Here is a 23,482-nt window from a genome sequence, read left to right as displayed (position 1 = left end):
TATGGGGGGAATTGAAAGCTTTATTTTTTGGGTAAGGAAATACTTTCTCACTACTGTTCTCATTCCGGTGATAACAATGGTGATAACCTTCTTTATTGTCGGAAATCTGCCTGACTCCTATCGTTCCGAAGCTCAAATTACACCGGGTAATATGGGCGAAACCCAGGAATTGTCCGTTTTGAGTAACAACAGTGCACAGGACACCCGTATTATTCAAAAACATGTAAACATGGCCGAAGTGATGAGGTCAAAAAGCATGCTTAATTTGGTTTCCTATCAAATCATGTTGCATGATTTGACATCCAAGCCTTTCAAAGAGAAAAGTCCGCTTCTAAAACAACTGAATGATCATTCAATTAAGCATGCAGCGGAAATTTTGAGGGAAAAGTATGCAAAGAAAGAAGGTTTAAATTTGCGCGACACTGAGCAAAATAGGCTGTATAATGTTCTTCAATCTATGGAGTATGATGACTTGTCGCTGAAGTCTTCACTAAGTGTTTACCATCCTGAAGATACTGACTTAATAAATATAGAATATTCCTCGCCAAACCCTGACCTATCGGCTTTTGTTGTAAACACTTTAAGTGATGAATTCATAAGTTATTACACCAATTTGGTTAAAGGAGACCAGCGTTCATCTGTTAAGTTCCTGGAAAATTTGGTAAACCAGAAATCAAAGACCCTTCAGGATCACATTGCGAACTTAAGGTCATACAAAATAAGAAACCGCATACTCAATTTGAACGAACAATCGTCTCAAATTATGAATCAAAATGCGAATTATGAGCTTCGTATTCAGCAAGCAGAAAAAGACATCATTTCCTTTCGGGGCGCAATATCAAATCTGGATAAAAGATTTAATCCAGAAGATCGCCGGAATGGTGAGTCGACATTACCCGACATAAATCAGGGTATATTGTCTACCCGGTCAGAGATACATTCACTATATGACAAATATGTACAAAGTGATTTTGACGAAGTATATAAAAAGTCTATCGATTCGCTGCAAAGAATACAATACACACAAATTGACAGTCAGCCTGATAAATCCATTGCCAATCCGCTTGACAACAGACCAAATCTGATACAAGAAAGGTTGAACCTAACTTTACAGTTGGATCTTGCAACGTATAGCCTTAATTCACTTAAAGTTCAACTCGCTGCTATATCAAGGAAGTATGATAATCTCATACCCCATGCGAATGTTATTCAAGCGCTCGACCGGGAAATCGAAACAGTGAATAAAGAAAATCAGGATCTGTTGACCCAGTATAATCAGGCTAAAATGGAATCTGAATACCCTGTTCAACTCCGACAGGTTCTAGTCGCAACGCCGGGCCAGCCAGAACCTTCAAAAAAATTGCAACTCGTTTTATTAAGCGGCATTCTAAGTAGTGTAATATGCCTGCTTGTTCTCTTAATAATGTTCTACCTTGACGATCGTATAAGAAGACCTTTTGAACTTGCATTAGCAACACGAGCTCCTGTACTTGGATTTTTGCATTTAGTGGGCAACTCAACACTTGATTTGAAAGGAATCTGGAGAAACCTTCATGGAACTGCAGAAATGCGAGAGTTCAAAAAACAACTGCGCTCCACAAGATTTGAAGTAAACAAAGAACTTACTATAGCGGGAAGCCGCGGAAGTATTTTAAATATCACCAGTTTAGGTGAAGGCGAAGGAAAAACTTTGATTGCTGCGTGTATCGCCTATACATATGTTATGGTAAGCAAAAAAGTGCTGTTAATAGATGGCAATTTTGATCACCCGTCAATTACGCAAAACTCCGTAACAACTTTATTTATTGAAGATTACTTTGACACAGGGGCTATACCGGGCTCTAATTTTTCTACCGGCATCATGGTTATGGGTAATCGCGGGGGTGATAAGTCGCTATTTGAACTCACTGACGAAAACACCATTAGAGAGAAACTGGATAATTTGAAGTCAATTTTCGATGTAATAATCGTTGAAACGCCTTCACTGGAGTCGTTGAACAAGGCAAAAGAGTGGATTTCTTTTTCAGACAAAACGCTCAGTGTTTTCCAGGCCGGGCTGTCAATGACGCCCGAGCGAAAACAATATGCAAATTACTTGTCTGCCATTAACGACAAATTCATTGGATGGGTGCTAAATAAGGTCAAAACTGAAGGAAAACCAGTTGAATACATAGAATCTGCGACAGTCATTGACTAAGGGCAAGAGAATATCATATGGCGTTTATTTACAATCGAGCTGGGCAAGATTAACACCATTCATCACGACTTCGAACTCCGTCCTTCTATTGATGGCCTGGTCTGTTTCCGAACAATTTACCCCTTCTATACATGAATTCACCAAACGGCTTTTGCCATAATATTTCACTTCAATCCGGTCCGGTCTAACCCCCATACTTATAAGATAACTTTTTACCGATTCTCCCCTTCTCAGTGACAAATCCCGGTTATAGCTTTCTGATGACCTGCTATCACAATGACTAGAGGTTATAATATTAATCTGTGGATTACTATTCATCAACTCAGCCATATGCTTCAGCGAGGATAAGTCATCTTTCCGCAGCTGAGAATTATCCAAATCAAAATGAACATTCTTAAAGGCGAAACTCGCCTTTAACGAATCGCAGTTATCGACCACCCAATTCTGAGTAATATCCACCTTATCTAATTTCAATACCAGACTGATTGTAGAGTCACTTGTCATCCCTTTCGAACTTGTGAATTCCTGTGTGCTTAAATAACTCAGTGCCTTGGCGCTCAGTTCATAATCCTCTGATTTAGCCAGGGGCATACTAAATTCTCCGAAAGGGTTTGTTTGAATAGTATCGATTTTTCCTCCGTGCTTAACTAAAAGCTTACTTCCGGCAATCGGCAAATTAGTTCTGGCATCAAGAATCAGTCCTTGCAGCTTGACATCAATTTCCAGCTTGGTAAACCGATATATATCATCGTTTCCACGCCTGTTAGAACTGAAATAACCAGTTTCCGAATCGCGATCTTTTATTATCCCGAAATCGTCTGCTGAAGAGTTAATACCAGCACCAAGATTGCGGGGCTTTCCAACCGGTTTCATATCCTTAAGTACAATCTCAAAGATATCAAGCCCACCGAGCCCGGGGTATCCTGTGGACGCAAAATACAATTTGCCATTTTTGTCCAAATAAGGAAACTGTTCATTGCCTTCAGTATTTATTCTGGGACCTAAGTTAACTGGCCGTCCCCATGCACCTCGCTCAGACGCCCGGACGCTATAAAAAAGATCTGTACCGCCGTATCCCCTGGGACCATCAGCGGCGAAGATCAAAACTTTACCATCAGTGCTTACTGCTGGATGGCCCGTAGAAAACTCATCACTATTATAAGGAAACTCAATGATCTCATCCCAATTATCGCCAACTGCGGTATAAAGTTTTAGTTTGTTTATTCCTGAACTGCTGCTGCCGGCTTTTTTATTGTTATAATTATTCCGTGTAAACATCAACGATCCGTCAGGCAAACTTACTGCCGGACCTTCATGGTAAGTCGATTTTACCTTTCCGGTTAAAGGCCTTACGATTTCAATAGGCTTATCCACTTTACTGCCTCCAAACAACAGGCCCATAAGGGAATTATGTGAATTGCTCTCCCCCTTCAAACGTCGCTCAATAGACGATTCATCACTTTCGCGAACATCCTTAAGCTTGTCAACTACAAATATATCTGTGTAAGGAGTCTGATCCCAGGCAAATACAAAACGCGATTTCTCATTCCTGTTACTTACGAACAATAAGCCATCCCTAAATAACATTGGTGAGTACTCTGAGGCGTCAGTATTTATGTTCAGGAATGTTATCTCCCAAGAGTTCTCATTTTCAGAGAGTGCTCCGACTTTCGCTTTACTAAACGCTTCAGCCCGGCGGTCTCCGGGCTTCAATCCGAGATACTTTCGATACCATATTTCCGACTCCTCATACCGCTCCTTATTTGCAAGTGCTTCTGCAAAATAAAGTGCCCATTCAGGTTTAATGTTTTTCTGTCTGGTAAGTTTTCCATACCAAAAAAGGGCCTCATCATACATTTTCGTGTTACGATAGCTTGATGCGAGCATATCCTGGGCCCGCACATTCGAAGAATCATTTTTTATGACACGTTCTAATTCCTTAATGGCTGAAACATATCTAAGAGAATTGTACTCCTTAATTGCTTTTTGCATGAGGGGGCCTTCATCCTCCTGAAAAAATGCCAAACAGCTGATCGAATGGACCAGCATAAACATGAGTAAAAGAAACACAGTCGTTTTTTTCATTCTAACTTAAAAATATCTTGGTGATAAGGAATTGTTTTGGTCAAACGAAAATATATATCTTATCATAAACTCGTGGCTTCCTGTGTTAAAACTCTTCAAACTAGTGGTACTTCGATCGTACGCATATCCTAATCCTATGTTTTGAGTAATTTTTAATTCCATAGAAGCGGCTATATCCGAACTGGTTCTATATTCAACCCCCAGCGCTAACACATTTTTTATCCACAGCGTAAGGTTAAAGTCAGCCTGTATAGGCGCTCCAATCACTCCCTTTACAAGAGCTGCCGTCTTCAAATTAAAATCATCACTCAATGGGAAAACATAACCAGTGGCAATATAAGCATGGCCCACTTGCCTTGCATTGGATGAATTGGACCTCAGGCGATTATTTAACATATCCAAAACTGAAACTCCAAAATATAGTCTTTCAGTTGAAAAATATATCCCCGAACCGAAGTTATAAAGAATCGTGTTTATGTCCTGTTGATAAACGGGGTCATTCCCCCCTCCGCCCGCTTTAAGGTTGAGCGAAGTAAAGTTAGCCCTGAAATTACTAATGCTCCCCTGCAACCCTAATGAGAGTTTCGCATCATTATTAAATGTAATTTGATATGCTGCACTCATGGCCCCACCCGTAGTCTTGGTTACGCCCAGTTCGTCACTTATAAGCTGAACCCCCAACCCGATACGACCATTTGAAAATGGCGCATCTGCTGTCAAGGTTCCGGTCTTCGGAGCGCCCTGTATCCCTACCCATTGATTCCTGTATAATGCGCTTACTGATACAATGTTTCTGCTTCCTGCATAGGCAGGATTGTATGCCAAAGTATTAAAAACATATTGAGAATACATTGGCTTTTGTTGTGCATTGACAAAACCGGAAGTCAAAAAGGACAGCACCGAGACTACGATTGAATATATGATAAAGCCTCTCATTTACCGCTGAACCGTTAAACTCCCAGCAAATTTATCTTTATTTTCCACCATAACCACGTAGAAGTAGGTACCGTCCGGAATATCCTGACCCGTGTATATTCCTTCGGTACAACGCCCAGCCCAATCATTTTTGTAGTCCACTGCCCGATAAACACGGTTCCCCCACCTATTAAATACCTCAATCGATATCTTCTGACCAAGTGTATTCTCTATAGCCAAAACGTCGTTTATGCCGTCGTTATTTGGTGTAAACCCTTCAGGAATGAAGGTAGGTCGCGAGGCCAGCTCTATCGGAGTTATTTCTGACAAACTCACGTCGCCAACTACAACAGGATCAGGTTTCAAGCCATCCGTTGATCTGTCCTGAACTTTTGCGGCAGTTATTACGGAACTTCCCTCCGCAAAAGCATAATTATAAAATAATCCTGCGCGTGTGACTAAACGAACGCTGATATCCATTTCCACCTGACTTTGTTCACCACCTGTTAAAATACTTGAAGGCAGCAATAGTTCTGTATTGGAACTACCATTGTATAAGGGGTTAGCTCTGAGGTTTCCATGTGCCGTCAAATTTTTTATACTAAATGTTGTGCCGCTAAAAGCTTGAGATAAATCGTCCTGAAGGCTTATTTTCTCCAGACCATTAGATCCATAATTAACTAGTGTAAAGAGGAATTTGACGTCATAAGATCCGTTAGTGCCGTATGAAACTAAATGAAGCATTTTGGCTGCACCAATCTTGGCGTTTGGATCTGTGGGCAGCAAAATACTAATAATAACATTAGCAGAATTTACCGCATACTGGTTGCCATCGTGACCATTCCAGGCAAATGTAGTCATACCACCCCAGTTGGCTATCGGCTTAAAAGATAGCTTTGCCAGATCGGCAAGATTGATTTCCTGAGCGGCTATCACACTCACACCATTGAAGCTTAGTATTCCGTTGGCGGGAAGGGTCAGCACCTTAATTTTGATTAAAGAATTATTTTCGGGGTCGCTGAATCTGGAGGTAAAATCGCTTATAGCAAAAGAAACCGGAGTAACACCTGTACTGCTTTTAGTTATGTCGTTTACAAGGGGCGGCCTGTTTGAAATTACTATATTTATAGTCACAGTTGATGAAACCAGTGCATATTGTGTCCCATCAGACCCATTCCATTTGAAACTGAATACCCCAGCTTGTCCCGGATCAGGTAAATAAGTAATACCCGTAATGCTTCCCAAGGGAATTTCCTGGCCCGCAGTTATATTAGTGCCGGATAGTCTGAGCGTACCGCCAGTAGGCAGGCTAACTATTTGGATTTTCGCCAAGACACTGCTTTCCGGATCAGCGAACTTATTTGTAAAATCAAGCGCTACAAAAATAAGGGGCTGGGTATCGGTATGATTTTTTATCACTTCGGAAACTATCGGCGGTTGATTAACAGGCGCGACAGTGATAACAACCAGTGCATTAGCAGTCGAATATATTGTGCCGTCATTTCCATTCCAGCCAAAATTGGTGATACCATTCCACCCCGGAAGCGGCGAAAAGGTAAGTGCGTCAAGGCTGGCAGCGTCAATTTCCTGTCCTGCTGTTACAGCAGATCCTAATAGTTTTAAGCTACCATTAAGAGGGAGATTAACAACCCTAATCTTACTCAAGGCCGAATTTTCAGGATCTGTGAATTTAGTTTTGAAATCAATTGCCATAAAAACTATTATTTGCCCCTGGTTTCCTGACTTTGAAATATTAGATACGGACGGAGGATCATTTACCGGTATTACGCTTATGGTAATCTGTGCTGAATTGCTTACAAGACCGGAATTATCACGGATTGTATAGGTGATTGGTGTGGCGTTCGACGTGCCACTATTGTAGTTGGCCACTGGCGTATAAGTGATGGTACCATTCGAGAGCGCAGAGTAAGTACCCTCATTAATGACACTCAAGACCGTTAAAACACCAGTACCGGGATCAAAATCGATACTTGAAGGATTTATTGTATTATTTCCGTCGGCATCTGTGTCATTAGCGATAAGGCTAAAGGTAATTGAGTTGTCTTCGTTTGTTACAGCCACATCAGCAACAGCCACCGGTGAATCAGGTACTGCAGTTACGGTTACTGTTATCGGGGCTGGACTACTCCGGAAGCCGTCTCTGTCTGCAACAGTATAAAAAATGGAAGTTGCAGTACCTGATCCACTATTGTAATTTGGGACAGGTACCAATGTAAGCACCCCGGAATTATTAACTGTATAAGTACCCTGCCCGGTAACGGTAAATGAAATTTGGCGCCCTGCAGCGGCTGGATCCATGTCAACACTGGCGATATCAATAGTATTGTTCCCATTAAGATCAGTGTCATTAACGATCAAATTAAAAGTTACATTGGTGTCCTCAAGCGTACTTGCCTGGTCAGGATTTGCGACAGGAGCGGTCTTTGGATTCACCATCATAGTGATAGTTGCTGAATTACTGGAAAGTCCTGTATTATCTTTTATTGTGTAAGAGATTGGAGTTGCAGTAAATTGCCCGGTTTGAAATGAGGTAACAGGCGTAAATGTGATTGTACCATTATTATTGGCTACGTATGTGCCCTGTCCAGCAACTGTAAACGTACTTTGGGTTCCCGCACCCGGGTCTATATCGATGGATGTTAAGTCTAAAGTAGCATTCCCATCGGGATCGCTATCATTTTCTACAATACTGAATGTAATTGCCGTATTAGTTTCTGTCCTCGCGGCATCGTTAACAGCAACTGGCGGGCTATTATTTGCTCGTATTATTTCATGAGCAACCGCTTCTTCTGTATCAGTCAGACGGAGAAAATCATTTGCCTCCGAATGGGAAATCGCGTTCTTTAATTCAGCTGTAAATTTTATCCCTTCAAACTGTGCAGAGGCCGATAACAAACCGAATATCGAGGAAATTATAAAAGTGACAATAATTCTCATAAAACTTTTCAGCAGATTTATAAGCCCCTTAGCTCCCCCTCAGCATTTCAACTTTCTTCTTTTAGATGCACTAGAAACCCTCCTCCTCCTGCATAAATTGTCAAATACTAAGCCACTTCAGTCAAGAAAATTTAATTGCCTCCTGTAGTATCAAGGGCTCCATTTGTATAAAAAAGATCGAAATAAAATTGCATTTTCGTAGAAAACGTACCCCTAATCGGGTAATATTTTCCTCATTAAAAATCGCTCTAACAAAAGTTAATTCCGTTTACTTAGTTCTTGTTGAGTCAAACGCGGATCAGTCAATAATGGTGCCTTCAAAAAACCGGGCCGAACCAATCATTACCAGGAAAAAGTCCCGGATTATCAATTAACTCTGTTTAAGACATAACCAGGGGTTGCAAAAAATAATGAGAGCAAAAATAAGTTCTATTTGGACAAAACCCATATAATCAGCACAGTCATTTTTTTTACCGGACAGCACTGATTCTTGATTCATGATACTATTAAAGTGCCGGAAGCCCCCCTGCCACTCTCGGTATTGGCGTAGTTAACCCGTTAAGGTCGTAAAATACACGACCGCTTTTAATAGTAACTTCACATTCAAATCTTTGTTTAGCAGGTACCTTCTGGCCCATTTGATCGTAAACTCCAAATTTTCCTTTACGCAGACGAAGAACTGTAACATCACCCTCTGAACCAACCGACAGGTTTCCCAATTCCTCATGATGAATGACCTGCGCGGGCTTCCAGGTAACTGAATTAATAGTCGCCGGGACACTCATTCCAAGCGCCCTCATTTTGTTCATTACGTTAAGGATGTCCTTCATTGCTGAATTCATGCTGCCCCCATGATGATCCGTACTAATAACATCCGGCCAGAAACCTGCTTTGCTGGCTGGTATGGCATGTTCGAACGAGAAGCTGGCAGCACCATGACCGACATCCCAAATGACGCCTCTTTTTTGTGATTCAAAAACGAATGGACGCAACTGTTTGGTTACCGGATCAGTTATTGCTTCACGGCCGGCGCCGCCCCCGCCATAGGCGTGAGTATAGATATCGCCAGGGCGAAATTTCGTAATCGTCAATTCTTCAAGCGACAAACCGCCTCCTCCAAAGTCAACAATTATTGGTAAGTTTCCCGACATTTTGCCTGCTTCAATCGCACGATCAATAGGCACCCAGTCGGGCTTATTATAATGAGCGACTTTAAATCCCACGATCAGCTTTGGATATTTCATCGCCATTTCAGCTGATTTATGTGCATCCATATCATCGTTATTCTGCTCGAACGCACCACCCGGCATTCCTTCACCTACAATATTAAGGAACGAAAGTACCCGCGTTCGTGACCTGTCTATTGTTTGATCTTTAAACTTCTCGAATGTTTTCCAACCGGCACTTCCTGCGTCTACTACAGTTGTTACGCCTACGCGAAACGTAAACCCGTCAGGCATATTTGCATAATAACTATTTCTCAAATATCTGTCATGTTCAACACCAGCGAAATTGTGTGTATGCATATCAATGATACCCGGGGTCACAATCAAACCTTTCGCATTTACCAACCGGGTAGCAGTTTTAGGATCGATATTTTTTGACACCAACGCAATTTTGCCCTCCTTATCAATTGCAACATCCATAACTCCGTCAGTATTATTTTTAGGGTCAATTACACGCCCTCCTTTTATAATGATAGCATAACTGGCTTGCGGTGCCTGAGCTGCTACATTTATGCTGACCAAACAGAAAAATAGAAATATTAATTTTTGCATCTTCATGAACTAAAGGATGAAATGTAACTGTGGGTGTTTAGATAAGAAGCCCTAAATGTTATCGAAAAGACGTTTAACAATGCCCGGAAGCTCTTTAAATTGTGGTTTCACGGTACTATGGCAATGATATGCTAAAATAAGAGAAATTCCATAAATATGAAAAAAGCATTTGCAAGATATTGGTCAGCCTTACAAGGCTTGCTCCTTTGCTTCATACTTCAAAACAGACCAGAGCACATCAAATATTTCCGTAGGTGCGAGTTCATCAGACCCGAACTGCATATCAGAGATCAAAACTGGCTGATACTCCTTCTCCACTCCGATGCGGCCATGTGAACCTTTAATAAGCGCAGCATCCAAGGGGATAACATCCATAACATAGCGGAAGCCAGCCTTCTTCTTCAATAATTTGTATCCCGCTCTCAGCTTCGAGCTCATAAACATTTCAACGGGATCATATCCGGGCTTCTTATGAATGTCAACGCAGCGAGCAAAGTCAGGAGCTTTTGCATCATCCTGCCAAAAATAGTAAGTGAACCAGCTATCTTTGTCAGCCATTATTACGAAGTCGCCCGAACGTTCGTGATCAATATGATACGGCTTCTGTTCTTCCTTGTTTAGAACAAGTTCTATTCCAGGCACTTTTTCCAGTAAAGCCCTAACTTCATCTTCAACGGATTTATCGTTTACATAAACGTGTGCGATCTGGTGATCAGCCACAACGAATGCTTTTGATGCGCCTGCATCCAGTAGTTCAAGTCCCCTTTCTATTCGGATATTTAGCATATCCTTTTTGCGGAATATCCTATTTATATGAATAGGATTATGAACAGGCGATATTCCATATTCGGATAGAATTACAATGCCGGCACCCCGTCCTTCGTAAAACATAACAAGCTTTTTGATTACTTCATCGATCTCATTTAACTCTTTATGGATTAAGGAAAGATCAGGACCAAATTTTTGAAGACAATAATCCAGATGCGGAAGATAGATCAGCGTAAGCGTCGGATCATACAACTCATCCGTCAGTATGGAGGCATCTGCTATCCACTGTGTTGATTTGATATTAGCTCCCGGACCCCAAAACTGGAACAAGGGAAAAGTCCCGAGCTTTTCCTGAAGGATGTCTCTTAATTCAGCAGGCTGAGAATAACAGTCGGGCATTTTTCTGCCGTCAGCAAGGTAATTTGGCCGGGGGGTGACTGCATAATCTGCCGTTGAATACATATTGTACCACCAGAACATCTTTGCGCAGGTAAAAGAAGGATCCTCCTTTTTTGCTTTCTCCCAGATCTTCTCGCCTCCAACAAGTTTATTTGACTGTTTCCAGAATTTAATCTCGCAATCGGCGTGATCGTACCAGCCATTACCAACAATACCAGTCGCAGAAGGCCATTTTCCTGTAAGATATGTCGATTGGGCAGAAGTGGTTACTGCAGGTAAAACCGGCTGTATATTGACCATATTTTTCCTGGCAATATATCCTTTCAAAAAGGGAGTATGTTCGCCAATTAATGAAGAAGATAGCCCGACTACGTCGATAACAACTGTTTTATTCATTTTTTCTAAAAACTTCTTTAACCCAGTTTAGCTCCCTGCTAATCGATAACTCTATTGGCATTTTTAATATATCGGGTAAAACTTCCCAGGTATAAGTTTCAACTTCAAGATGATTCGTAAATGGTGTCGCACATTGTATGTTTAAAACCTCTGTTATGTCAGACTGTGTGGATTCCAGAAAGCCCAAATCTTTCAGGAACACAGGAACATGAAAATGCGCACGCCACTCTTCAACTTCCGGATTTTGTATATCCGTTAAAGCGTCGGGCAGGTCACAATAACGGATCAATTCACCATCCGTTTTCCTGGCTACCACCTGGTGAAGGTATGTAGGTTCAACGAAACTGAAGAATGCTTCAGAAATAAGCGTCCTCGATTCAGGCTCAGGAGGCAAGTCGGACTTTAATGCCGCACTAATCTGGATCTTCCCTACCTTGATTCCACAATTGCTAAGCTCAGCGAGTATCTCATGATGCGGCTCATAGCCGATAGCAAAATGACAAACATCGTAACAAAGGCGTATATGCTCTCTTATTGCTTCTAGTGCGTCCTCATTACTGAGATTGTGCTTCGTAGAAAGCTCTTTCAAAGCCATGGGGACAAGCATGCCTTGATACCAATCAATAAATTCGCGTCCTGTTTCAAGCAAACCGTCCGGTTCTGGTTCAATATCAAGGTGCATTACAAGGCCACGATTTTTCTTGTACAGAAACAAGTGCTCTAAAATGGAAATCATATTCCCCGTGGCCAGGTGCATTGCCTTGCGCGAATCCACGTCGGAAGAATACCAATGCCTGTAGCTCAGCGGGGAAGTAGAGACGCCCCCATCTATACCATCAGGCAGAAGTTCGGCAAGTATTTCAAACAATCTTAAGGTGTATTCTAGTCTCTCAGCGGTAGTCCAATCCGGTGTATGCACCTGATCTTTTACTATAGCATGGTGAAAATCCCCGTAAGGGAAGCCATTCATAGTAAATACATAAGCATCATTTTCCTTCATCCAAAGCTGAAACTCTTCGAGCTTCACATAATCCTGAAGATCTTTACTAGCCTTATTTGATAACCTTAAGCCAATTCCCATGGGCTGATCCCGGGAGACCTCAGCTTTTATCAGAGGGAATTTTTCTTTCAGAGACTCAAAATGATCGGTCCATGATTCTCCTGCATGAATATTCGTGCAATACGTAAAATGACCGGCTGCTATTTTCATTGATAAGTCTTAAGTTTCTGTCCGGCTTCTTTTAGCAATTCAATATCTATCTCATTAACTTCAGTTCCGGTGCCAATTTTATCGAGCAGCATGATAGTAAGCCTCCCGCCAAGGTGTTCACGAAATTCCTCCAAACCGCGTAATATTGCGCTGTCTTCTTCTTCAACTTCCATCAACGGGTGAGTTAATTCAAAGCCAATCACTTTAAGTAAGGCAATTACCCTGTCGGTTTCATCATCCGGCAAACGCCCGCAGAGATTTGAATAGACCGTGTCAAGAGCCATTCCCATTGCCACAGCTTCACCGTGTAAAACCTCGAAATTTGAAAGCTGTTCAAGCTTATGAGCACTCCAATGTCCGAAATCCAAAGGTCTTGATGATCCACTTTCAAAGGGATCGCGACCGGCAATATGCTGCATGTGAAGTTCAGCACACCGGTGGACCAGGTAATTCATTGTTTTAAGATCACGCGACACAAGTGCTGTGGCGTTATCTTCCAGCCAGGCAAAAAATACGGGGTCTTTAATTAATGCGACTTTTATTGCTTCGGAGATCCCGGAACGCCAGTCACGGTCGCTGAGGGTTTTCAAATAAAGCTCATCGTTAAAAACTGCCACCGGAGGAGCGAATGTGCCCAGGAAGTTCTTTTTATCAAAATAATTAATCCCATTCTTAACTCCTACTCCCGAATCATTTTGTGAAAGGACAGTAGTGGGGATACGAATATGCTTTATGCCCCGGTGTGACACAGCAGCAGCATAACCTACCAGATCAAGGACAGAACCACCCCCAATTGCAGCGATATAGGAATGCCTGTCGACCTTGTAAGTGTTCACCGCTTCAAGGATCTCATCAAAAAATCTAGTGTCATTTTTTACTTTCTCGCCACCCGGCACAATTATGAATTCCTGGATAAGCTGCACAGATTTGTTAATCGCAAAATAATTCTTCAATCGATCTATAACATCTGTACTTGCATCCACCACGCCCTTATCAAGGACAAAAAGTATTTTCCGCGGAATGTCGGGCGCGCCAGTGTTACTTAGAAAGTCACTAAAAAGCTTATTAGAAATATCAAAAAGAGCGGTAGTAAAAAATACTTTATACTCGAATTTTACAGTAAATGACTGTTTAAGGTGTTCCATATTATTGCGGATCAGAGCCGGGCATTATCGGATGAATATAAATTAAAGAGTAAATAATTGTCCACTAAGTAACAGCAAAACGTTTACTCAGCCAAATTGATATAGGCAAAAGGCAAGCAATAGCCATTGCGGCATATATTGAGCCAAACGTGGCTGCCCATGCTGCATCCATCAAAATCAGCGAAACTACCCCTGCTTTAACAGCTTTTCCGATATTTTTGCCCACAGGATCTTCAATTGCCTTTACTAAGGGGGATAGAATCATAAAAGCAAATGGCAGTAAAAAAATTAGAGATAGAAGAAGATTATCTTTTATTCGTGCAACCGTTAGGATAAAGCAGATAACAATAAGATAAAGGAAGCCTCCTATATAAAGGTTTCTCACTTTGCCGCCGTGAACCTCGCCCTGACTAATCATCGTGATTGAGAAGATATATATTAGGGGTATCATACCTAAAATCTGCCATTGATTGAAGCTATACGAAAGGATACCCAATCCCAGCCAAAGGTTCATCCCCCGGCACAGGCCCATATTCAAGGGTCCAAGAAACGAGTCATGTTTACTGAATTTATCGTAGATAAGCGCAGCTATTGCAATACCCAGAGCAATCATCCCGGAGAATAAGCTAACATAAAAAGCAGCGGCTATTCCCATGATCAGTAACAGAAATCCAAGGATAACAGCTTCGCCCATACGAATGGCACCGCTCGGAATTGCTCTCTCCGGACGTTCAATCTTATCTAATTCGGCATCAAAAATGTCGTTGAAAACAATACCGCCTGCATACAATCCTGAGGTGGACAGGCATAAAAGAAAAACTGAACTGTAATTTATGTTACCGTTTAGAAAATAACCGGATATAGCAATACCAGCCAGGACATCAGCCACTGAAGTTACGACATTTGCAGGGCGCACCAGACGCAGATAAGTGTTGATTTTGCCCAACTTAACTTATAATAATTGATGATTTATCAGTTCTGGGCTGTTGCCCGCCACGCAATACTGTATTACCTTCAAACTTCTGGCTTTGGTCAACGCTACCAAGGCTGGCGAAGTCTTTTTCATCAATTTGCCCGCTTTGAGCAAACGCTGTAATCGCATTTGAATAAGTGATCAGCTTTATTGCTTCATCACTGATCCCTTTAATCTTCATAAGCGCAGCGGTCTTGGGTACGGCAAGGGGATCGCTTATTCCCCAATCGGCAGCTGAATTAATCATTATACGCTCCGGGCCGTATTGTTTAGCTAGCTCAACCATACGTTCATTCCCCATTTTTGTGAAGGGATAAATTGTAAAAGCTGCCCAAAAACCTCTGTCAAGAACTTCTTTTACCGTTTCCTCATTGTTATGGTCAACTATCACTTTGAACGGATCGAGGCCATGTTCAATCGCGATGTCCATACTTCGCTGCGTACCTCTTTTCTTATCGCGATGTGGTGTATGAATCTGTACGGGAAGCCCGGATTCTTTTGCCAGCTCCAGCTGAGCCCGGTAGTATTTTTCTTCTGCGGCCGTTTGATCGTCAAAGCCAATTTCTCCTATTCCCACTACTCCCTCTTTGTAAATGAATAGTGGAAGCAGCTCCATCACTTCTTCAGCTAGTTTTTCATTATTGGCTTCACGCGAATTTAGTCCGATGGTGCAATAGTGTTTGATCCCAAACTGAGATGAGCGGAACCTTTCCCAACCAATCAAGCTGCTGTAATAATCCCTGAAACTGTCAATGCCGGTCCGGGGTTGACCCAACCAGAAAGCCGGCTCAATCACTGCCAGAATTCCGGCATCGGCCATAGCCTGATAATCGTCTGTCGTACGTGATGACATGTGAACATGCGGATCAAAAAACTTCATCCCTTTTATGATATCCAGGTCTAATTTTTCAGCCTCGCCAGCGACTGGTTTTCGATCTTCAAATGAATGGGTGCAGCACATGATAAATGTTTTTTAATGTATTTGTTGATCCAGCTTAGACCTGATTCCAGGTTAATTCATTTTTCTCAATTGCAGAAACCAGCTCGCTAAAATTCTTCAAAAGTTCTTTCGCCTCGGCCGAATTGGAATGGAAAATAGTGAGTGCTGCAGCCTGTTGTTCTTTTAGATTTCCTTCCGATAGTGCTTTCTCCAGATCCTTTTTTAGGCGAGAATCAATAAACTTAGCGGTAGATCTCCATAACAAAGGATTCACACTTCGTCCTGCAGCCCATCGTTCATGAGCGTAGTCTGAAAGGATGAGCGCAAGTTCTGCATTAGCACGCGCATCGTACCCGTAAATCCTGTTAACATTTTTATCTGTGAAAAATGCTTTCATCACTAATTGGTTCCATGCTTTTTCATCGAGATGAGCAGCAGCATACGGATTCTCATACATTATTGCTTCCAATACAGTTCCAATATTACTGCGAATGCCTTCGGCACATCTCATCTTCCAAATCTCCGGTAGAGCCAGGACCGGAAGCGACGAGTAAAGAGCAACTAATTCAGTCATTTCTGCTGCTAGAAAAAGATCTTCTATAGTTTTGAAATATCTATTTTTTTCATCGGAATCTAGGTGCATCAAAAAACAAACACGGCAAAGACGGTCTGTTGCCCACCCATTAAGTGACCAGCCTGGTTTGATCTCCTCAATAATCATCTCTTCTGAGGGAGTAATGTTGATAATTTCCTTGCCGGTTTTCCTCGGCATCAAAGAAAATACTGTGTTTATAGCGGAAATTTCCGTTAAATCCAGTTTTTCCTCAAGCCAGGCCCAGGCTTCAGAAGAAATATTTGAACGGGTAATCTCGAGTATAACGGCCCGCAATCTTTCTGCATCGTAATCAAACATGTCTGTTATAGAATTATCCCGTGTCAAGCAATTTAACTTGGGAAAATTACCAAAAACTATTAACAATCTGAACAGAACTTGAAGGATCCGGCACTGTAACAGAAATATTAATGCTTAAATTCCCGGGGATGAAAAATAATTGATTGCCAGAGCGGCAGTAATGATAAGAAGGCCGAAAAATTCCCTCGTATTTTCAATATAAGGCTTTGTTGCTTGCATACTTTCTGTAATACTCGGTTGCTTATATTTCACGATCCAATCGCGTACCCCATCTTTCGAGAAAAATAAAATAGTTGCGTAACTGATATAAAAGGCGCTTAGCAAAAGATAGACCATCGGATAAAATGACCCATATGCAGCCAGGGCACAGCACATTGATGCAGCAAGGTATATCGGCACCCAAAGCCATGAGTCTTTGTCATTCAGATTGAACCAGGCAAAGAGCAGAAATGAAAGGCAGAAGGTGATGTTTAGGATGATGAGGAACATGGGATATTGGACTTGAGGTAAAGATAACAGAAAATGTTCGGTATCTGATGTGACGTTGCAATCAGCTATCAGTTGCCAGTTACCAGCTGCCAGTCAAATCGTTTAGTCCGTCCAGCCTGGGAACGGGTAACAGGTAACAGAAAACCAATATCAATAAAAAAAGCCATACTTAAAAAGTACGGCCTTTCTATAAAAACAAATGTTAGTTTACTACTCCACTTCCTGTGCAGCAGCTTCATTAACAAAACCTTCTGCAATTATTGTGAGACCAACATCTGTAGTTTTTTCTTCTTCAAGTGTAGTTTCCAATAATTTAGCAGCATCAGTTAATCCTAATGTATTCGCCAGAACACGAAGAGTACCATAAGTAGCTATCTCATAATGTTCTACTTTTTGCGCTGCAGAAATGATACCAGCATCACGGGTCATCGTTCCCTCTTCAGTATCTTCTAATATGCCTTGTCCTTCTTCAATAAGTCCGGCCATGGCATCGCATTTTTTTGCTTGTGGTTGGATCCCCAAAAGTCCGAAAACTTCTTCTAAACGTTGGATGTGTACATCAGTTTCACCAATGTGTTTTTCTATAGCCCCTGTCAATTCTTCAGAAGTCGCACCTTTAGCCATTTTCGGCAGGGCCTTTAAAAGGTGTTTTTCAGCCCAATAAATATCTTTCACTTCGTCTGTGAAAAGTTTCAATAAAGCTGACTTATCTTTTTCTCTGTCAGCAGGTGTCATTGCTTTGCTTTGCTGTTTCATGATTAATTTTGTTTGATGTTGTAAAGTTTTAACACTCTTTTTTTCGAAAGGTTTACATGAATTTCAAAAAGAGTATAAATAACACCAGTCACGTATAAAACCTTTAGTTTGTTAAATTGAGCAACTTTCGGGTTTCAGAAAGCTGTCGAACCTTTTAACTTTGCTTTACAAAATACAGGCGATGACTACCTCCAATCAACTTAACTATTCAAGAATTGCAGAAGCGATTGACTATATCAGGCTCAATTTCCGGAACCAGCCCAGTCTCAATGAGTTGGCAGAAATAGTACATTTGAGCCCCTTTCATTTTCAACGCTTGTTTACCGACTGGGCAGGCGTAAGCCCGAAAAAATTCCTTCAGTATATAAGTGTTGAATATGCAAAAGATATTTTGAGGGACAGGCAAGCATCTCTTTTTGATGCAGCGTATGAAGCGGGGCTGTCAGGCACCGGCAGGCTTCACGACTTATTTATAAAGATCGAGGGTATGACTCCTGGAGAGTATAAAAATGGTGGTGCAGAACTTAACATTAACTATAGTTATGCGGAATGTCCTTTTGGAAATCTACTTGTTGCTTCAACTTCAAAAGGGATTTGCCACATGTCTTTTTCTGATAATGAATCACAGTCATTCACTGAATTAATAGGGCGTTTCCCAAATGCAACACTACGGCATTTCATGGATGTTATACAGCAAAATGCACTCTACGTCTTTAACCAGGACTGGACTAAGTTAAACCAGATTAAACTACATCTTAAAGGGACAGCTTTTCAGCTAAAGGTTTGGGAAACACTTCTTAAGATTCCGATGGGGAAACTAACAAGCTATGCAACCATTGCAAATAATATTAAAAACCCGAGCGCTTCAAGAGCTGTTGGAACAGCCATTGGGCAAAACCCGGTAGCATTTTTAATTCCTTGTCATCGGGTTATACAGGCTGGCGGTGCACCGGGTGGGTATATGTGGGGTCTTACCCGTAAGAGTGCTATCATAGGTTGGGAAGCAGCCCGAATAAATACAGATAACTAATGGACCTTTTCGATACCAATATTCAGGCAAATCTGCTTCCATATGATGGAAAAGTAATTTACTTTGGAAAAATCATGAACAAAGAAAATGCGCTCATATATCTGAAAGTGCTGCTTGATACTATTCCCTGGAAGAATGACGAGGCTAGAATATTTGGCAGACACATTATTACGAAGCGTAAAGTTGCCTGGTATGGCGACGATAACTATTCATATACCTATTCAAACACGACCAGGCATTCACTTCCCTGGACACCTGAACTATTGGAATTAAAGGGCCTGGCTGAAAAACTTTGCGGTGCTAAATTTAATTCCTGCCTCCTTAATTTGTACCACAACGGAGGTGAGGGCATGGCCTGGCATAGCGACGACGAAAAAGCTCTTGGAAAGGATACTGCAATTGCATCAATAAGTTTTGGAGCTGAGAGAAAGTTCGTGTTAAAACATAAGGGAACAAAAAACAGTGTGTCAATTATTTTGGAGAGCGGGAGCTTGTTGCTGATGAAGGGTACTACCCAAACCAATTGGCTGCACAGTTTACCAAAGAGTAAAAGGGTTCTGATGCCCCGGGTTAATCTTACGTTTCGCAGTTATGTCGCCGCAGAGCGGTAGCTGTTGAGATTCACAATTCAAACTTTACAGCCGATTTCTTTGTATACTTTTTAAACAATATCTTATGAAAGCCTTACAAAATCAATCAATTAGCAGAGATGGAGAAAACTTGAGCCCTTGGCAAGTGAATTTGGATAGCGAACGAGAAAGCCTTGGTCCGGTGGCTGAAGAAATATTTGACTGCATTGTTATTGGAGCTGGAATTACAGGTATCACAACAGGTCTTACTCTCAGGAATGCAGGCAAGAAAGTAATAATAGTTGATGCGCACAACTCAGGTTTTGGCACCACCGGAGGAACAAGTGCTCACATAAATACTTTTGCAGATACCACTTATAAAGAAGCAGAAAGTGCTTTTGGAGAGGACGGTGCAAAGTTATTCGCCGGAGCTATTAATTCCGGCTTTAAGATTATACAGAAGAATATTGAATCCTATAACGTACAGTGCGACTTTGAAACAAAGCCCGGCTATGTATATGCGGAGGATGAAGATCAAGTAAAGCAACTCGAGGATCTTTACGAAGGAACAGCGAATGTTAATGTTCCGATATCCTATGTGGATAAAATTCCTGTTCCTATACCTTTCAAAAAAGCAGTGTTGCTACCTGGCCAGGCCCAGTTTCATCCGCTAAAATATATTCAATCTTTACTTAAGGAGTATATTACGGCTGGGGGTATTATTGTAGAAGGGACAAAAATTGAAGATATAAAAACAGTAGGCGGAATTCATTCAGCTGTTTCAGGAAAGAAGATCTATAGATCTGAAAACATTATTTATGCTACTCATATTCCACCCGGAATTAATATATTTAGTTTTCGTTGTGCACCCTACCGCAGTTATGTTCTTGCGGTTAAATTGAAAAGCGGGGCATATCCGAACGCACTTGTTTACGATATGCAGGATCCCTATCATTATTTCAGAACACATGAAATAGAAGGAGAAGAACTTTTATTGATTGGAGGAAATGATCACAAAACCGGCCACGATGATCCTGAAAAAGCTTTTGACAATCTTGAAAAATATGTGCGAAAGCACTTCAATATTTCCTCTGTTAAATACAGATGGTCGTCGCAATATTACATTCCGGTAGATGGCTTGCCCTATGTAGGACAGATCCCATTCTACGCGCCGGGAATTTATTGCGCCACGGGTTATAATGGCAATGGGATGATGCTCAGCAGTGTATCGGCAGAAATTCTTGCTGACACTATATTGGGGAACCAACATCCTTATGCAGAATTGTTCAGTCCCAGCCGCATAAAACCGGTAGATGGCTTTACCGAATTTGTCAAAGAAAACGCTGACGTTGTTTACCACTTTATCGCCGACAGACTCTCCGTTCATGAAACAGATTCATTGAAGCGGCTTAAGCCCGGGACCGGAAAAGTTATCAAACTTGACGGAAGAAAGGTGGCAGCATATCGGGATGAACAGGGTAAAATACATGCTTTGAATCCTGTCTGTACTCACGCTGCTTGTATTGTAAATTGGAATGCTGAAGAAAAAAGCTGGGATTGTCCTTGTCACGGAGCCAGATATGATATTGAAGGCAGGGTTCTCAATGGCCCGGCGGAGAGGGATTTGGCGAAGATTGATTTAGAATAGAACAGGGCAAAAACTAGTTCACTCAAATCTTGTTATAAATTAAATACAATACTATAATGAACGAAAACGGAAATTATCCCAGAAATGACCAGGAAGGTCCGGATGGAGAAACACAACAGGGCAATGAATTGGATATGGGGAACAATTTAAGTATGGGGAGCGTAAGTGGTATAGGAATTTCGGATTTTAATCCGGAAGTAGATTCACCTGAAACCGAAGAACAGGAATACCGGGATGGAAGTGCAAATGGAGATGATCAGCGTTCGGATGATAATGGAATTAATCCTGCACCCTCCGGAGTTGATTTAAGAAAAACAGAGGTGAGGCTAGACTTTCATATTGAAAATGCCGATGAAGATAAATTAAACCCTTATCCGGACGAACTAAAACAGGACGATGATGATGAAGATGAAAAACAGTTCAAGCTGGATGATATCCCGAAGAAATAGAAAAATTTAAATTAAAACTATGGAACTTAAACAGCCTGTGTTAAAAGTCCTGAACCAGGTTTACGAACCTGACTCACTAATTGAAAAGCCGTTCAAAAAATATCAAATGGCGTTTAAGACTGATCAGGCAGGAAGGCCCATCATGTTATTTCTTGGACAGAAAGACCTCAATGGCAAAATCAAAGGCGAAAGATTTTCCAGGCGGCTAAAAACTGGTTCAGATGGGGAAATTATTAAAGATCATTGGGAACATAAAGGAAAATCGACATAAGCCAATCGCTATATTTGATATTTGACTATACTAAAAAAGGGAATATTGAAGACTTTCTCGCACAGGAATCTTGATTGGCAAAATATCTTTCCGGCAACTGTCAACTGCCTGAATGTAGTATATTTCAGTCTCCCTATCTCGCGAAGCAATTACAACTTTTGTATCACCCGCTTCCCGCTTAAATAATTCATATACTAGCTCAGGAGAATTATTGTCCCTCGATAAATGTGATAGCAGTAAATGGCTCATATTGGAGGGTTTACAGGAGGTGAATAATTCCAAAGCCTGACGATTCGATAAATGACCCTGACCTCCGCGAATTCTTTTCTTCAGAAAATAAGGATATCCCCCTTTGTCAAGCATTTCATCATCATAATTTGCTTCCAGAAATGCCGCATTACATTTTTTGAAATACCGGATCAGGTTTTCGCAGGGAAAGCCAATATCTGTAAAAACTCCTACGGTTACCCCCCGGCAGCTAACAATAAAACTATGAGGTTCTGAAGCATCATGAAGTTTAGGAAATGCAGTAATAAGCAGATCTCCTATGCTTATGCATTCGTGGGCATCAAATGAACGTACAAGTTCATCCTGCAAAGAGAGCCGCCCGCCAAGTCGTGTTCCTGGAGTTATATATATGGGCAATTGATATTTACGGGCAATTACTGGCAAACCGCATATATGATCTGAATGTTCATGAGAAATAAATATTGCCCTCACCTTTGTCATGGAAAGCCCCAGCCTGGCCATCCTCTTCTCAGTCTCCCGGCAATTCAATCCAACATCTACCAGTATTGCATCCTTGTCATTTGCCAGATAATAGCAATTTCCGTTACTACCCGAATTTAAGGAGGAAATGTGTAATGCCATGAACTAATCGCGAGTAAATTTCGTATCTTATTGAGTCGCAAAATTATTGAAAAAAAGTACTCAATATTTTAGCTGACTGTATATTCGTCTTAATAATTGTGTTAATTTACCCATTATATCGATATGAAATCATTCCAAATTAAATTTCTGACGTTACCCTTTTTATGCATTTTGGCACTCAATTCCTATTCACAGGGAAGAAAAGTCGTAAATTACACAGAGATCGGCGGATTAATTCATCAAAGTAACACTCTTGGAACTAACTCAGAATTTAATGCTTTCAGAACTCGAAGTGGTATCACGCGGGTAATCAATGAGAATTATGGATTAGGTCTGGCCCTTGGCACAGATAATTATAAAAAAAATGATGGAGCTACTTTTAACACACTTCCTATAACCATTAACGCAGCATATTTTTTTAATCCGGATTTGACTGGCTTTAAGGCAGATGTATATGGTGGTTATTCCATTAAGCTTTTTAACAATATTAACAGGGGCATTACCGCCGGAGCGGGCCTTTCATATTCTATATCAGTTAATAATAGTTTGAATCTGGGTTTGCAAACCGGCTATAATTATCAGGAAATTGATTTCCCATCGGGCTTTTTCAAGCAAAGTTTCACAATGGGTTCATATCGCATTGGTCTCGGAGTCACCTTTAAATAAATATAGACCCTGGTCTGTCAAAAACCGCTAACTTTTTCGTGGGTATCCTAACAAAAT

General features: G+C 41.3%; 20 protein-coding genes. 7 read left to right on the top strand and 13 right to left on the bottom strand.

Features of this window, described 5'->3' with window-relative positions; all coding sequences use genetic code 11:
- The first annotated feature begins 1 nt into the window (after position 1).
- Positions 2-2,197, top strand: coding sequence for an exopolysaccharide transport family protein (locus tag ACLL8Z_RS04895; protein ID WP_411273645.1), 2,196 nt, complete (start codon positions 2-4; stop codon positions 2,195-2,197).
- Between the two features lie 24 nt (positions 2,198-2,221).
- Here ACLL8Z_RS04895 and ACLL8Z_RS04890 read toward each other — a convergent pair whose 3' ends face one another.
- The 12 genes from ACLL8Z_RS04890 to ACLL8Z_RS04835 all read right to left on the bottom strand — a co-directional run bounded on the left by ACLL8Z_RS04890 (position 2,222) and on the right by ACLL8Z_RS04835 (position 17,922).
- Entirely contained in the window at positions 2,222-4,282 is a 2,061-nt protein-coding gene (locus tag ACLL8Z_RS04890) for an OmpA family protein (RefSeq protein ID WP_411273644.1), read from the bottom strand.
- A 6-nt stretch (positions 4,283-4,288) separates the two neighbouring features.
- Positions 4,289-5,218 (bottom strand): type IX secretion system membrane protein PorP/SprF, encoded by a 930-nt coding sequence (locus tag ACLL8Z_RS04885; protein ID WP_411273643.1) that lies wholly within the window; start codon positions 5,216-5,218, stop codon positions 4,289-4,291.
- The gene (locus ACLL8Z_RS04880; RefSeq protein WP_411273642.1) at positions 5,219-8,155 is read right to left on the bottom strand and encodes an Ig-like domain-containing protein; all 2,937 of its coding nucleotides are present in this window, start codon (positions 8,153-8,155) and stop codon (positions 5,219-5,221) included.
- A gap of 506 nt (positions 8,156-8,661) precedes the next feature.
- Entirely contained in the window at positions 8,662-9,933 is a 1,272-nt protein-coding gene (locus ACLL8Z_RS04875) for an amidohydrolase/deacetylase family metallohydrolase (RefSeq protein ID WP_411273641.1), read from the bottom strand.
- A 189-nt stretch (positions 9,934-10,122) separates the two neighbouring features.
- Positions 10,123-11,496, bottom strand: a complete 1,374-nt coding sequence (locus tag ACLL8Z_RS04870; protein ID WP_411273640.1) for an alkaline phosphatase family protein — start codon at positions 11,494-11,496, stop codon at positions 10,123-10,125.
- The gene (gene eboE, locus ACLL8Z_RS04865) at positions 11,489-12,706 is read right to left on the bottom strand and encodes a metabolite traffic protein EboE (protein WP_411273639.1); all 1,218 of its coding nucleotides are present in this window, start codon (positions 12,704-12,706) and stop codon (positions 11,489-11,491) included. The genes ACLL8Z_RS04870 and eboE overlap by 8 nt, the downstream gene beginning before the upstream one ends.
- Positions 12,703-13,851 (bottom strand): 3-dehydroquinate synthase, encoded by a 1,149-nt coding sequence (locus ACLL8Z_RS04860; protein ID WP_411273638.1) that lies wholly within the window; start codon positions 13,849-13,851, stop codon positions 12,703-12,705. The genes eboE and ACLL8Z_RS04860 overlap by 4 nt, the downstream gene beginning before the upstream one ends.
- A 64-nt stretch (positions 13,852-13,915) precedes the next feature.
- On the bottom strand, positions 13,916-14,797 hold the full coding sequence (gene eboC / locus ACLL8Z_RS04855) for a UbiA-like protein EboC (protein ID WP_411273637.1): 882 nt from the start codon (positions 14,795-14,797) through the stop codon (positions 13,916-13,918).
- A 1-nt stretch (position 14,798) separates the two neighbouring features.
- Positions 14,799-15,785, bottom strand: coding sequence for a TatD family hydrolase (locus tag ACLL8Z_RS04850; protein WP_411273636.1), 987 nt, complete (start codon positions 15,783-15,785; stop codon positions 14,799-14,801).
- 34 nt (positions 15,786-15,819) lie between these two features.
- Positions 15,820-16,677, bottom strand: coding sequence for an EboA domain-containing protein (locus ACLL8Z_RS04845; protein WP_411273635.1), 858 nt, complete (start codon positions 16,675-16,677; stop codon positions 15,820-15,822).
- A 114-nt stretch (positions 16,678-16,791) separates the two neighbouring features.
- The gene (locus tag ACLL8Z_RS04840) at positions 16,792-17,166 is read right to left on the bottom strand and encodes a transmembrane 220 family protein (RefSeq protein WP_411273634.1); all 375 of its coding nucleotides are present in this window, start codon (positions 17,164-17,166) and stop codon (positions 16,792-16,794) included.
- 210 nt (positions 17,167-17,376) lie between these two features.
- On the bottom strand, positions 17,377-17,922 hold the full coding sequence (locus tag ACLL8Z_RS04835; RefSeq protein ID WP_411273633.1) for a ferritin-like domain-containing protein: 546 nt from the start codon (positions 17,920-17,922) through the stop codon (positions 17,377-17,379).
- A 181-nt stretch (positions 17,923-18,103) separates the two neighbouring features.
- Between ACLL8Z_RS04835 and ACLL8Z_RS04830 the strand changes: the two genes are divergently transcribed.
- From ACLL8Z_RS04830 to ACLL8Z_RS04810, 5 genes are all read left to right on the top strand, one after another.
- A complete protein-coding gene (locus tag ACLL8Z_RS04830) occupies positions 18,104-18,952 on the top strand; it encodes a bifunctional helix-turn-helix domain-containing protein/methylated-DNA--[protein]-cysteine S-methyltransferase (protein WP_411273632.1) in 849 nt (282 codons plus the stop codon).
- Positions 18,952-19,563 (top strand): alpha-ketoglutarate-dependent dioxygenase AlkB family protein, encoded by a 612-nt coding sequence (locus tag ACLL8Z_RS04825; RefSeq protein ID WP_411273631.1) that lies wholly within the window; start codon positions 18,952-18,954, stop codon positions 19,561-19,563. The genes ACLL8Z_RS04830 and ACLL8Z_RS04825 overlap by 1 nt, the downstream gene beginning before the upstream one ends.
- Before the next feature lie 64 nt (positions 19,564-19,627).
- Positions 19,628-21,169: an FAD-dependent oxidoreductase gene (locus ACLL8Z_RS04820; protein ID WP_411273630.1), complete on the top strand. Its 1,542-nt coding sequence runs from the start codon at positions 19,628-19,630 to the stop codon at positions 21,167-21,169.
- A gap of 56 nt (positions 21,170-21,225) precedes the next feature.
- Positions 21,226-21,618, top strand: a complete 393-nt coding sequence (locus ACLL8Z_RS04815) for a hypothetical protein (protein WP_411273629.1) — start codon at positions 21,226-21,228, stop codon at positions 21,616-21,618.
- Positions 21,619-21,637: 19 nt separating this feature from the next.
- Positions 21,638-21,889 (top strand): hypothetical protein, encoded by a 252-nt coding sequence (locus tag ACLL8Z_RS04810; RefSeq protein WP_411273628.1) that lies wholly within the window; start codon positions 21,638-21,640, stop codon positions 21,887-21,889.
- Between the two features lie 30 nt (positions 21,890-21,919).
- Here ACLL8Z_RS04810 and ACLL8Z_RS04805 read toward each other — a convergent pair whose 3' ends face one another.
- Positions 21,920-22,759 (bottom strand): MBL fold metallo-hydrolase, encoded by an 840-nt coding sequence (locus tag ACLL8Z_RS04805; protein WP_411273627.1) that lies wholly within the window; start codon positions 22,757-22,759, stop codon positions 21,920-21,922.
- Positions 22,760-22,882: 123 nt separating this feature from the next.
- Here ACLL8Z_RS04805 and ACLL8Z_RS04800 point away from each other — a divergent pair, with 123 nt between their 5' ends.
- Positions 22,883-23,425, top strand: coding sequence for a hypothetical protein (locus ACLL8Z_RS04800; protein ID WP_411273626.1), 543 nt, complete (start codon positions 22,883-22,885; stop codon positions 23,423-23,425).
- Positions 23,426-23,482 lie beyond the last annotated feature (57 nt).

The organism is Daejeonella sp., assembly GCF_046590655.1.
Taxonomy (GTDB): Bacteria; Bacteroidota; Bacteroidia; order Sphingobacteriales; family Sphingobacteriaceae; genus Daejeonella.
This window is presented reverse-complemented; position numbering and strand designations above follow the sequence as displayed.